10 protein-coding genes and 2 pseudogenes are annotated in these 12,723 nt (G+C 62.5%); 2 read left to right on the forward strand and 10 right to left on the reverse strand.

Features of this window, described 5'->3' with window-relative positions:
• From CR103_RS14175 to CR103_RS14200, 6 genes and pseudogenes are all read right to left on the reverse strand, one after another.
• Positions 1 to 813 (reverse strand): annotated as a pseudogene (locus CR103_RS14175) (hypothetical protein); the annotation flags it as partial.
• A gap of 62 nt (positions 814 to 875) precedes the next feature.
• Positions 876 to 1,199 (reverse strand): flagellar protein FliT, encoded by a 324-nt coding sequence (locus CR103_RS14180; RefSeq protein WP_099916682.1) that lies wholly within the window; start codon positions 1,197 to 1,199, stop codon positions 876 to 878.
• Between the two features lie 2 nt (positions 1,200 to 1,201).
• A complete protein-coding gene (gene fliS, locus CR103_RS14185) occupies positions 1,202 to 1,684 on the reverse strand; it encodes a flagellar export chaperone FliS (protein WP_099916629.1) in 483 nt (160 codons plus the stop codon).
• A gap of 25 nt (positions 1,685 to 1,709) precedes the next feature.
• Positions 1,710 to 3,728: a flagellar filament capping protein FliD gene (gene fliD, locus CR103_RS14190; protein ID WP_099916630.1), complete on the reverse strand. Its 2,019-nt coding sequence runs from the start codon at positions 3,726 to 3,728 to the stop codon at positions 1,710 to 1,712.
• Positions 3,729 to 3,824: 96 nt separating this feature from the next.
• Positions 3,825 to 4,193 carry a flagellar protein FlaG gene (locus CR103_RS14195; RefSeq protein WP_099916631.1) on the reverse strand — a complete coding sequence of 123 codons (369 nt, stop codon included), beginning with the start codon at positions 4,191 to 4,193 and terminating at the stop codon, positions 3,825 to 3,827.
• Between the two features lie 70 nt (positions 4,194 to 4,263).
• On the reverse strand, positions 4,264 to 5,781 hold the full coding sequence (locus CR103_RS14200) for a flagellin N-terminal helical domain-containing protein (RefSeq protein ID WP_307719711.1): 1,518 nt from the start codon (positions 5,779 to 5,781) through the stop codon (positions 4,264 to 4,266).
• Positions 5,782 to 6,357: 576 nt separating this feature from the next.
• Between CR103_RS14200 and CR103_RS14205 the strand changes: the two are divergent.
• Positions 6,358 to 7,697: pseudogene (locus tag CR103_RS14205) on the forward strand (IS4 family transposase).
• A 57-nt stretch (positions 7,698 to 7,754) separates the two neighbouring features.
• Here the strand turns inward: CR103_RS14205 and CR103_RS14210 are convergent.
• The 4 genes from CR103_RS14210 to CR103_RS14225 form a co-directional block, all read right to left on the reverse strand.
• Positions 7,755 to 9,341 (reverse strand): GGDEF domain-containing protein, encoded by a 1,587-nt coding sequence (locus CR103_RS14210; protein ID WP_099916633.1) that lies wholly within the window; start codon positions 9,339 to 9,341, stop codon positions 7,755 to 7,757.
• Positions 9,342 to 9,502: 161 nt separating this feature from the next.
• Entirely contained in the window at positions 9,503 to 10,150 is a 648-nt protein-coding gene (locus CR103_RS14215) for a response regulator (protein ID WP_099916634.1), read from the reverse strand.
• Between the two features lie 41 nt (positions 10,151 to 10,191).
• A complete protein-coding gene (locus CR103_RS14220; protein WP_099916635.1) occupies positions 10,192 to 11,328 on the reverse strand; it encodes a sensor histidine kinase in 1,137 nt (378 codons plus the stop codon).
• 30 nt (positions 11,329 to 11,358) lie between these two features.
• Positions 11,359 to 11,952 (reverse strand): hypothetical protein, encoded by a 594-nt coding sequence (locus tag CR103_RS14225; RefSeq protein ID WP_099916683.1) that lies wholly within the window; start codon positions 11,950 to 11,952, stop codon positions 11,359 to 11,361.
• 94 nt (positions 11,953 to 12,046) lie between these two features.
• Here CR103_RS14225 and greB point away from each other — a divergent pair, with 94 nt between their 5' ends.
• Positions 12,047 to 12,613, forward strand: coding sequence for a transcription elongation factor GreB (gene greB / locus CR103_RS14230; RefSeq protein WP_099916636.1), 567 nt, complete (start codon positions 12,047 to 12,049; stop codon positions 12,611 to 12,613).
• The last annotated feature ends 110 nt before the right edge of the window (positions 12,614 to 12,723 follow it).

Consider the following 12,723-nt stretch of genomic DNA (forward strand, 5'->3'; position numbering starts at 1 on the left):
GGCCGGCGCCGGCGCGCTACCGGGCGGCGCGGTGACTTGCGCCGGCTCGGGCGCGGCCGCGGCCGTCAATGCGCGCTGCATCTGCGGCTCGCGCTGCAACTGCGCCAGCGGCCGCTTGCCGGCCGACCATTCGGCCACGTGCGATTCGTAGAACAGGCCGCTGGCGCCGATGGCGTCTTTCAGCTGCGCCGCCAGCTTGGCCGGGTCGGTCGGCACTTGCGCCAGCAGCGGCAGCGGCGCGACGATCGACGTTTGCGGGTGTTCCGAGCGAGCCGCGGCGCCGAGCACGCTGCTGATGACACGGGCGGCGGCACTCAGGGTCGCCTGGCTGCTGGCCGAGTCAGGCGCGGCCGGCGCGTTGGCCGGCGCCGCCTCGCCGGGCAGGGCAGCAGTGCGCTGCAAGGCGCCGGCCTTGGCCATGCCGGCTGACGGCGTGTACAGTTCCGCGTCAGGCGGGGAGTGACGATCGACAAAGGCGGGGATGGCGGCCGATGTCGGCGCGTTGGTCAATTGAAAGGTGGGGCGCGGCGTCAGCGACACCAGCGTCAGCGCGATCGCGGCGCCCGGTAGCAGAGGCTGCTGCTGGTGCTGCTGCTGCGGCAGCACCATGCGCGCCGGGGTGTCGGCAACGCGGACCAGGAAACTGCCGTCGGTCAGGCGCGAGATCACTTCGGCCGGCATCGACTTGCCGACCAGGCCGGCAAGGGCGCGCTGGAAATCCTGCTGGCGGGCGTCGCCGACTGCGTCAAGCCCGACCGTCGCGGCGACCCGGCCGACCGGCGCGACGGTGATCGTGTCAACGCCCGGAATCATGCCGCGCCCATGCCGGCGCCGGCATCAACGTCCGCGCTGGCGGGCATGGTGGCCAGGCGCGCCTACACGCCGTACGCTGTCGACAGCTTGCGCGAGGCGCTGGTGCTGTTGATCAGGGACGCCAGTTCGGCCATCCACGGCGTGGTCAGGTTACGGATCTCGCGATCGTGCGCAAGGATCTGGTGGATGATTCTGACCTTGCGCGCGCGCTTGTCGCCGGTCAGCGCGACAATTGGCTCGCCATCCTTCAGGCATTGGATGTGGCTGGCGCAGTGCGACTCGAGCACGACCAGGTTTTCCCAGTCGCGCAACTGCGCAGCCTGCAGCATCTGGCCGGTCAGGTCGGAGACGGTTTCGTACAGCGAAATTACTTGGTCACTATTCATCATTATCCGGCACTCACAAAAGAGGCGCTTCGTGGGGTGAGGCTGTCGTAGGCCATCGGCCGCGGCGGCGCGGCGGCGGCGGCGACCGGCTTGGCGCTGTCGCCGATCGCTTCCCATGCGCCTTTGAGGTCGGCCAGCAGGGCGTGCACCTCGTCGAGGATGGCGCTATCGTTGGTCAGATTGGCCGTCAGCAAACGGCGTCCAATGTAGTCGTACAGCGCGTCGAGGCTGTGGGCGATCTGGCCGCCGGCGTCCTTGTCGAGGCTGGCGCGAAGGCCATTTTCGACGATCATGATGGCTTTCGAAATCGCGTTGCCCTTCTTCTCGATTTCGCCCGCTTTCATGTGGACGGCGGCGTCGCGCATGGCGACCAGCGCGCCGTCGAACAGCATTACGATCAGCTTGTGCGGGTTCGAGGCGACGACCCCGGTCTCGAGGCCGACCTTGGCGTAGGCGTTGGCTCCCTTATGCGACGATCCAAACATGGACGTTTCCTTTTCTGTTAACTGATTACTGCGAAGCGAGGTTGGCGAACTGCGCCAGCTGCTGGCTCAAGAAAGAACTGGTGGTATTCATTTTGCTGATGGTCAGGTCCAGCGCGGTAAATTGGGCACGATAGCGCTTTTCCGTCACGGCCAGGCGCGCGCTCATGTCGGCCTGGGCTTTGTCCAAGCCCTTGATAGAGGCTGCAATGCCGTCAGTCCGCGCAGACAGCGGGCCGGCGGTGGCCAGCATCGCGGTGGTCAACTTGTCGAACTGGTGCGCATAGCCCTGCGAAAAATTGAGCTTGCCGCGCGCCCCCAAAGCGCCGCCGGCGATCGATAGCGCCAGGCCAGAGGAATCGCCGCTGTTGCTCGTAAGCAATTGGCCGTTTCCTCCGGCAGGCAATCCATTAATTGTGCCCTGCACATCGGCGCCGGCCAGCTCAGTGACGCCGCCGGTAGGCAGGTTGAGGTAGGTCTGGCCAGTACCGCCGGTGATGCTCACTTTCGACGCAGAGCCATATTTTGTCGACGCGATCGTCAGGGCGCCGCCCGATTCGGTCACGACGACGGCCGCCCCGACGGTGGAAAATGCGGCCGCGCCGTTAATTTTCGATTGCACTTCGGCGGCCAGATCGGCTGCGCTGGCATACGTTTTTTGTGTCAGTTTGATTGTCGCTGTGAGACCATTGAGCATCACGTCGAGCGTGTCGTTGCCCGCTCCGATTGTCTTCCCGGCGACACCGGTGCCGCTGGTGCTGCCCTTGGTGGCCAGTTGTGACACGACGACGTCGTAGGCGCCCGGCTTGGTGGCCGGCGAAAATCCCGAATAGCCGATCAGACTGTCGCTGCTCTTGCCGATCGCTGCAAACAGACCGGAAAAATCGTTGAAATTGCTGCTGATCGCTGCTGACAGCTTGGTACTGTCGACGCCCAGCAGTCCGTCTTTTTGCATCGTCACACCGATGTCCGAGAGGCGCGAAAAAACGCCGGCGCCGCCTGCCACCGAGGTCGACAGCACGCTGCGCACCTGGCCCTGCATGGCGCGCACGGACGCTTCGCCATTGAGGATCGCTGCCTGCTTGGTGGCCGGATTGTAGGCGGCAGCGTCGAGCAGGTTCTGGCTGATGTCGTTGTATGCCTTGACGAAGGCGTTCACTGCGGTCGTCACCGACGCCGTGTCGCGCGCGATGGTGAGCGCGGTGGCAGTATCGGGATTGGTCTTGAGCAGGTTCAGCGTGACGCCGCCGATCACGTCGCTGACCGTATTGGTCGCCTTCGACACGGCAATGCCGTCGATGGTGAATTTGGCATTCTGCGCAGTGCTGGTCTGCACCAGCGCCTGCGCACTCGCCGGGTCGTGGTTCAATAGTGCCGACAGGCCGGTGTCGGCCTCGGTGTTGGTCACGGCGATTTTCATGCTCATCGCTTCGCCGGTCTTGTCCGACGTCAGCGCCAGCCGGTACGGCGTGCTGCCACCATCGTTGACAATGGTAGCAGTGACGCCGGCGCCGGCCTTGTTGATGGCGTCGCGTACGCCTGCCAGCGAGTCATTGGTCGCGTCGATGGTGACCGTCTTGACCCCGGAGCCGGAAGTGGTAAAAGTGGCGCCGGTGTACTTGCCGGTAACGGCGTCAAAGCTGCCGGCGCTGACGGTGCCGAAGTCGAAACTGATTACGCCCTTGCCGACCGGCGCGATGTCACTGAAGGTGCCGGCGGCGACCAGCTTTTGTGCTTGCGCCACCTGCGTCACCTTCAAGGCGTAGTTGCCCGGCACGGCAGTGGCCGAGGCGTTGGCAGTGGCGATGGTGGGATCGGCCGTGGTAACGCGCACCCCTTGAAACTTGCTGATGTCGGCCAGGCCACGTACCGAGGTCTGGAATTGCGAGAGCGCACCTTTAAGCGTACCGAAGCCCGACAGTTTCGCCTGATAGCTCGCTTCTTGTTTGGCAAGCTTCCTCAGTGGCTGTTGCTCCACTGACATAAGCTTGCTGACAATGCCATCGACATCCAGATTGGAACCGATGCCTGCAGAGGAAAGACCCACTGTTGACTCCCACGAAAGACTTGAATATAACTTATTAACGGCGCCGTTTAATCGGACTTTAGAGGGGGAATTACCCGTCTGTTCCGACGCGCGCGTTTAGGCGGTTTGCCTGATCAGCATGCTTTGCAGGCGATCGAGCGCCTTGGCAATTTGCAGCGCCTCTTCCGACGGCATCTGGCGAATGACTTCCAGCGTCTTCTTGTCGACGACCTTGACGATAGTGCGGTCGCTGTCCTTGTCGACCGAAAATTCCAGATCCGGTGAGCGCGACTGCAGCAGGTCGTTGATGCTCTTGAGCGCTTGCGTGACCTGGTCCTCGCTGGGAACCGGGTTTGCCTGCTGCGCTTCTTTTACTTTTTGCGCCGGGTCGACGCCGGCTTTTTTGCTGACGACGGCCTGTGGCGCCAGGTCGGCCGCGCGCGCGGCGGCTGCCTGGGTGGTCGTTGCGAATGGTTGGATATCCATGATTGCCCTTGAATGGAAAAAACCCGGCCGGGGAAAACCGGGCCGGGTTCAAATAAAGCTAAATTGCTGATTAGCCGCGCAGCAGTGCCAGCACGCCGTTTGGCAGCGAGTTTGCCTGTGCCAGCATGGCGGTACCGGCCTGTTGCAAGATCTGGCCGCGCGTCAGCGAAGCGGTCTCTTTGGCGAAGTCGGCATCCTGAATCCGGCTGCGCGAAGCAGACAAGTTTTCCGACGTCGTTTGCAGGCTGCTGACCACCGAAGCGAAACGGTTTTGGTAAGCGCCGAGCGAAGCGCGCGAGTTGTTCACTGTCGCCAATGCGGTATCGATCGTGGAAAGCGCAGCCTGTGCGCCCGCGGCCGTTTTCAGATTCAGCGCGGACATGCCAGAGCCAGCGGACGCGGTCGCCGCAGTTGTTCCAGCGGCCGCACCGATGATCGCTACCGTTGCCTGTGTCCCGCCGAGCGTGATGCCAGCGGCCGAGTCGGAGCTCAGTGAAACCGTCCCGTAGGTCGTGCCCGCAGTTGCGCCGGTACTACCAGCGGTACCTGCAACGATGTCGATGTTGCGCCCATCGGCCGCTGCAAGAGTGTAGGTTGCGCCGCTGACAGTGGCGGTAATGCCTGTCTGGGCTGAAACGGCGTTGAATGCGGCTGCGACTTCGCTGGCGCCAACAGTGGCGTTCGCCGTTGCAGTGCCTGCCACAGTCACGCCGTTGGCAGTCAAGCTGAACGCGCCTCCAATAGCTGTCGCTGTATTCGTCAAGCTCGCACCCGTCACAGAAGCGGTTACGCCGGTTGAGCCTGTAACGGCATTGATCGCATTTGCCTTTGCCAGCGCGCTGCCAGCGGCGCCAGCTGCTACCGAGACGCCGTCCGTGACTGATGCGCCAACGTTGTAGCCATTGATGGTCAGGCCGCCGGTCGTCAGTGAGGTGCCAGAGGTTATTGCCACGCTGGGAACGGTAGCCGAGTAGCTTGAATTCGATCCAACTCCGAGGCTGCTCGATTTGGCGCTGGCGATGGATGAGATGTTGATGCGGTCGTTGGCGGTATTGTTGGCGCCAACCTGAAACGACTGCGAAGTGAACGAACCGTCGAGCAGTTTGTTGCCGTTGAACGAGGAGCTCGAAGCGACACGGTCGATCTCCGCGATCAACGAGGTTGCTTCGTTGTTCAGTGCGGCACGGTCGCTGGCGCTGTTACTAGCGTTCGACGACTGGACAGCCAGTTCGCGGATACGCTGCAAGTTGGTACCGATCTGCGCCAAGTCGCCCTCGGCCGTTTGAGCCAGCGAGATGCCGTCGTTGGCGTTGCGTGCCGCTTGATCGTTACCGCGGATCTGTGACGTCATACGCTCGGAAATTGCCAGGCCAGCCGCATCGTCTTTTGCGCTGTTGATACGCAAGCCGGACGACAGGCGCTGGAGCGACGTGGTCAGTGCGGTTTGCGACGTGCTCAGGTTGCGCTGCGAGTTCAGGGATGCGGTGTTGGTGTTGATAAAAGCTGCCATGATACTTCTCCAAACTGGGTATTTCGGGGGGGCGACGTGCCGCTGTTCACCTTGGTGTGTCCCAATCTTCCGGGACAATCACACCGCAGTTGAATCTGGTAACGTCGGTCTTTGTAAAAAGTTGATAGCAGAAAACAATAATAATTCTGCGTTTTCACACTCAGATTTGGCCCGTTCGGTGCGCTTAAGCGACAGCGGTAACGGGAACTTTAGGGCGAAAATAATTTTATTTTTCGGCCTTACGGCCTCGAAAAGAGACCTGGCAGCGACCGTTTGTTGTCGTTTAATTCAGGTAATTGACGGTCGACGAGGGCACGCTGAACGGTGCCCGTAAAAAAACCATGCTACTGCTTATGCTGAAGAATTTGTCTCGCCGTCGCGCACGCAAAAAATTGGATCCCCGCGTGCGCCAGGGCGACAAGCGATGGGCGACAGGCGACGGAGCCCGGGGGCGATGGGCGATAGGCGATGGGCGCGGCGGCGCACACGCGAGGACTCCATTGTCGGTGCGTCGGTATAACGCGGCTTTCAACGCGCGGCAATGAGACAGCCGAAAAAAACCGCCGGCAAGGGCTAATGCCGTTCAGTTAAGCTGAACGGCATTTTTTATTTATTGGTTGTAAACGCCGCAGCACGCTGTTAACCTTCGTCGCAATGTTCGACGACACCCTTCATTTTCTTACCAATCATCTCGAGTCCCCTGACTGGCGGCGACTCGGAAAACACTTGCCGTTTGAGTGGATCGAACAGGCTGTGCAAAGCACCGAGGCAACGAGCATCCGCCATCGGCGTTTGCCAGCCGAGCAGGTAGTCTGGTTGATGGTTGATGGTTGATGGTTGCGTTGGCGCTGTACCGCCACAAATCGATCAGCGAAGTGCTCGATGAGCTTGGGCTGGCCGTGCCTAATGCGCAAACCCCTTTTGTCAGCAAGAGTGCAGTGGCGTAGGCGCGCCAGCGTCTCGGCGCCGACCCATTGAAGTGGTTGTTCGAGCATTCGGCTTGACATTGGAGCGGGCAAGATCGGCGGGTGTACCTGTTTAAAGGGCTGCAACTGTTTGCCATGGATGGTACTACGTTGCGCACCCACGACACGGCCGACAACCGCGCCCACTTCGGCGCGCAGCTCTATTCCAGTGGCGCCGTCGCCAGCTATCCGCAAGTGCGCGGCGTCACGCTCACCGCGCTGCCCACGCATGTCGTTCACAGTGCCGCATTCGGTCCTTACGGCACCAATGAAATGCTGTACGCGAAGCAGCTGATCGCGGAGGTGCCAGATGAATCGCTCACCGTGTTCGAGCGCGGTTTTCTTTCGGCGGAAATTCTATGCGGGCTGACCCGCACCGGCCCTGATCGCCACTTCATCATTCCTGCCAAATCGAATACCCGGTGGGAAGTGATCGAGGGCGACGGCGACGATTGCATTGTCAGCATGCGCGTGTCGCCCCAGGCTCGGGCGAAATGCCTTGAGTTGCCCAAATTCTGGGAAGCGCGTGCCATCACCATCGTCGATCAGCAAGCGCGCAAGCGCGTCTTGCTCACTTCATTGCGTGACCGGCGGCGCTATAAACCGGCCGACATCGCACGCATTTACGACAGACGCTGGGGAATCGAGACGAGTTACCGCGAGCTCAAGCAAACAATGTTGGGAACAGCGTTGACCTTGCGTTCGAAAACGGTCGACGGCGTGTATCAGGAAATCTGGGGCACCCTGATCGGCTACAACCTGATCCGCCTGGAAATTGCCAAAGCGGCGCTGACTGTCAAATGCGACCCGACCGAAGTGAGCTTCATCCGCGCATTTCACCTGATCCAGTTCGAGCTCCACTGGGCTGCCGTCACCAGGTCCTACGGCAAGCTGCCCGCTTCGATGAAGCACCTGCGTGAAAGGTTGGTTGGTCTCCTCAATGACGAACGGCCTGATCGTAAATACGACCGGGCCGTCAAGGCCAAACCAAACCGCTATGCCGTGCGGGTTCTGCGAAAACCTGCTTAACTGAACGGCATTAGCCGGCGAGGGCGGTTTGTTGGCTGCGGTATTATAGAGGCGAGATTACTCGGCCACCATCACCCGGTTCTTGCCAGCCTCCTTGGCCCGGTACATGGCCTGGTCGGCGCGCGCCACCAGCGCGGCCTGCTCCTCGTTCGGGATGCGCAGCGCGACGCCGGCCGAAAACGTGATCAGCAGTTTTTCGTTCTCGTGCAGGAAGAAGTGCTGGGTCAGTTCGCGCTGCAGCCGCGTCATCGTCTGCGCCGCCGCCTCGACGGTGGTCTCGGGCAGCAGGATGAGGAATTCCTCGCCGCCGAAACGGGCGATCACGTCCATCGAACGCAAGGTGTCCTTGACGATGCGCACCAGGTGCTTAAGGGCGGCGTCGCCGGCCTGGTGGCCGTAGGTGTCGTTGAGGCGCTTGAAGTCGTCGAGGTCGAGCATCGCCAGGCACAGCGGCGTGCCGCGCCGGTCCGAGCGGGCGGTCTCGCGTTCGAACACGTCGTCGAGCCCACGCCGGTTCAGGCTGCCCGTCAGTTGGTCTTCGCGCACCAGTTCGCTCATGTGACGCAGCTCCGCCTCCAGCGACACGATGCGCTGCTCGGCTTCGTGCACTTCCTGGCGCGCTGCAATCATGCGGTCGCGCGAGTTGAGCGCCTCGGCCTGCACCAGCCGGGTTTCGCGCAGCACGTCGCCAAGCACCACGTTGAGATCCTGGATATTGTCGGCGCGGCTGATTTTTTCCGAAAAACCGCCGATCTTTTCATGGAAGTCGCCGGTGCTGGCCGCGACCGAACCCAAGCGGTCGATGAACGTCATCATCATGTTCTTGACGGTGATCTTGACGTCCGCCAGGCTGTGCTTGAGCTGGCTCTGCTTGTAGATCACGTCTTTTAAACTGCGCGTGGCGTCTTCCAGCGCGCGCTGGTTCATCGGCGCGGCAATCAGTTCCTGCACCGCGTCGATCTGGCCGCGCAGCCAGCTGTCGTCATCGAGCAGGCTGCTGACGTTTTCCAGCAGCAGCTTGAATAGGCGCAGCAACAATTCTTGCTGCTCGGCGACGTCGCCGCTCTTGATTTCGATCTGATAACACAGCTGCTTGAGGCGGGCGGCGATTTCGCCCAGCGCCTCGTCGCCATGGGCCAGCTTGACGGCGGCGCCGAGCGACTCGGCTTCGCTCACCAGGGTGGGCGAACCGTCCAGCAGCGAGGCGACGGCGAACGTCAGCGTGCGGCTCAGCAGGTCACGCAACTGCTTCGATTCGCCATTCTCGTCGGCGGCAATGAGCCCGACCCCGACCCCGACCGGACTGGATTTGCGAAAATGCTTTTCCACCAGTTGCGACAGGCTGCGCGCATAAGCATCCCAGTCGCGCGACTTGACGGCACGGTTGAAACGGCGGCCGAATTCGGCCAGTTCGCCGGGGGTGTCGGACAGCTTGGTGGCGAAGCCGGTGAGGACGATTTCTGCGCCGGCCGGCGCCGGCTCTCTGCGCACGCCGGCGATTTCATTGTAGATGTCGCGGTAGGCATCGGGCGTCGGCGCGATGCGGCGCGTGGCCAGACGGCGGAACGCTTCGCGCGCGATGTCGGCGGGGTTCTGGCCGGGTGGCGCGGCGGCGGCTGGCGGGGTGGCGGGTGGCAGGGACATGGCGCGGGCGACAAGGACTCAGGATGATTCGGTTGCCATAACGATAATTCTATTTTGCCGGATTTCATCGTTCGAACAGAGGCCGAAAAGTTGATTTACTCCGGGGCATTAAAAAATGCCGGATGCTGATTGGTACTTGAAACCGCCTGGCCACGCCGCTATTACTCGATCAGCTGGTTCTTGATCGCGTAATGGGTCAGCTCGGCGCTGTTCTTGAGCTTCATCTTGACCAGCAGGCGGGAGCGGTATTCGCTGATGGTCTTGACCGACAGCGACAATTCCTCGGCGATCGCGCTGACCGTCTTGCCCGAGGCGATCATCGTCAGGGTCTGGTATTCGCGGTCCGACAGCGCCTCGTGGGGCGCGCCATCGTAGCCGTCGCCGAGCTGGCTGGCCAGTTCCTGCGCCAGCGCGGCGCTGACGTACTTCTGGCCGGCCGCAACCTGGCGGATCGCCACCACCAATTCCTGCGGCGCGCTCTGCTTGGTCAGGTAGCCGGCCGCCCCGGCCTTCAGCGAGCGGATCGCGTACTGGTCCTCGCGGTGCATCGACAGCATCAATACCGCCATCTCGGGATGCTCCTTCTTGAGCTGTTTTAAAACGTCGATGCCGCTGCGGTCGGGCATCGAGATGTCGAGCAGCATGACGTGGCACTTGGCTTTGCGGAACAGCTTGATGGCGTCGACGCCGTTTTCGGCCTCGCCGGCGACGATGATGTCGCGCGACTCGGCGAGGATCTGCTTGAGGCCTTCGCGCACGATGGCGTGATCGTCGGCGATAAAGACGCGGATGGTGGTTTTTTCGGTCATTGGTGCGATTGGTTACGAATTTGTGTACGGGTTTGTGTGCATTATGGGTGCGGTTCCGCGGCCGCGGCGGTCAATTTGACCTCGATCGTCACAATGGTGCCACCTCCGGGTGCGCGCGACAAGGCCATTGTGCCGCCCAGCGCGCGCGCCCGTTCGCTCATGCCGCGCAGGCCGAAGGAACCGGGCTTCTGGCGGTCGCCGGCGGCGATGCCGACGCCGTTGTCGGTGATCGTCAAGGCGACGTGATGGCGCCGCCGCTGCAGCGCCACCGTCACCCGGGTGGCGCCGGCGTGCTTGGCGATGTTCGTCAACGCCTCCTGGAAGATGCGAAACAGTGCAATGGCGTGGTCGGCGCCCAGGTCGATGTCTTTTTCGCTCGACGTAAAACTGCACGCAAACCCCATCTGCTTTTCGAATTCCCCGACCTGCCATTCGAGGGCGGCGACGATGCCGAAATCGAGCATCGACGGGCGCAGGTCGAGCGAGATGCGGTGCACCGCCTCGATCGTGCGGTCGACCAGCGCATCGACATATGCGGCCTTGTCGGCCAGTTGCGGCTGGTCGGCCGGCAGGCGCCGCGCCAGCATCGCCAGCGCCATCTTGATCGCAGTCAGGTTGCCGCCCAAATCGTCGTGGATCTCGCGCGCGATGCGGGTACGCTCCTGCTCCTTGACGTCCTCGATGTGGGCGGTCAGCTCGGCCAGGCCGGCGCGCGAGTCGGTCACTTCGAGCTGGGCCAGCTTGCTGGCGGTGATGTTGGTCATGATGCCTTCCCACTGGACGCTGCCGGGATGGCCCGGCAGCCGGCGCGGGGTCGACCGCAGGTTGATCCACTTGACGTCCTTCCAGGCATCGACCCAGATCCGGCCTTCCCAGTTCCAGCTCGACAGCGCGCCAGCCGACGCATGCATCGAGTCGACGTAAGCGCGGCTGTCTTCCGGCAGGATCAGGCCGAAAAACTTCCGCGGTTCCTGCTGCAGCGCCGCCGCGCCCAGGCCGAGCAGGGCGGCGCAGCCTTCGCTCAGATAGGGAAAGCTGACCGTGCCGTCGGCGCCCAGCACGAACTGGTAGACCAGCCCCGGCGTGTTGCTGACGATGGCGTTGAAGCGGGCCTGGTACAGCGCGAGCGCATCGATCAGGGCTGCCTCGCGAGTGGATGGCGGGGTGTGGCTGTTCATCGTGTTAAGCAAAATTTATGGAAAAAAACTTCATCGGTGGCGCGCGCGCCAGATCGCGATAAGGCGGCGCAGCATGCGCACCGGACGGCTCGCATGGCGCTCGCCGATGCCGTGCGGCCGCAACCGCGCCAGGGCGCGGCGGGCGCTAGCGCGCAGCATGGCCGAGACCATGCTGACGCGGCGAAACGCAGCGCTCGCTTTAAGGCGGCCGACCCAGACATTCTTCCAGTCCATGAACTTGCCGTGCCAATGCGCGAACCACGCCAGCGTCACCAGCTTGGGCCGCGTCAGGATGTAGAGCCGGGCCACCAGCGTCGCGCCGCCGATTTTGGCGAGGATGGTCACCGCCACGCCTGAAAATGGGTGACCGCTGGTAATCGCCAGCAGCGCCAGGATCTTGACCGGCAGTAACAGCACGGCCGGCAGCACAAAAACGCACAGCGCACCGTAGGGCGGCAGCGCGGCGACGCGCCGCTCGAGGGCGTTAAGCGGCGGCCACGCCGCCACCAGCCTGACCGGGCGCAGGCCGAGGTCCCACAACCAGTCTTCGAACAACAAGATCAGCGCCGCCAGGTACACCAGGGGCGAGAGGAGCCGGTTGCGCAATGTGCGGGAGCGTTTCATTGCGGCCATGATACGTCAAAACTATCGGCGCCGACATGCCGGACAGGAAGCCCGCCGGCCCTTGTCTTTGCTTTTTTATTGTTACAATGGTTTGATGAATAAAGCTTTTGTCAAAGAGTCGGACAACGAGGACGACGAGGACGCGCTGGCCTTGGCGCAGGCGATCCCGGCCGGTGCGAAAAACTACATCACGCCGGCCGGTTACCAGCGCATCAAGGACGAGTTGCTGCAACTGATCGACGTCGACCGGCCGGAAGTGGTGCGCATTGTCCACTGGGCCGCCTCGAATGGCGACCGCTCGGAAAACGGCGACTATATTTACGGCAAGCGCAGGCTGCGCCAGATTGACGGCCGCATCCGCTTTTTGACTCGCCGCATGGACTCGGCCGCGATCGTCGATCCGTCGGTCCACCATGGCAACGATCAGGTGTTTTTCGGCGCCACCGTCGGCTACCGCAACGGCGCCGGCGAAGCCCACACGGTGACTATCGTCGGCATCGACGAGCTCGATCCTTTGCGGGGCAAGATCAGCTGGGTGTCGCCGGTGGCGCGGGCGATGACCAAGGCGCGCGAGGGCGACGTGGTGACGTTACAGACGCCGCTGGGGCCGGAAGAGCTCGAAATCCTCAGCGTCGCCTATCCGGCGCCGGCGCCGGATTGATTTTTTTCACCGACTCACCAAGACAAGACATGCGTTTCATGATTTTGCCAAAGGGCCGGCAAGGACACCGAGGCCGGCATGATGCCTAGCTAAGTACCCGCCAAAAAATA

The organism is Massilia psychrophila, assembly GCF_002760665.1.
Lineage (GTDB): Bacteria > Pseudomonadota > Gammaproteobacteria > Burkholderiales > Burkholderiaceae_D > JAFCUW01.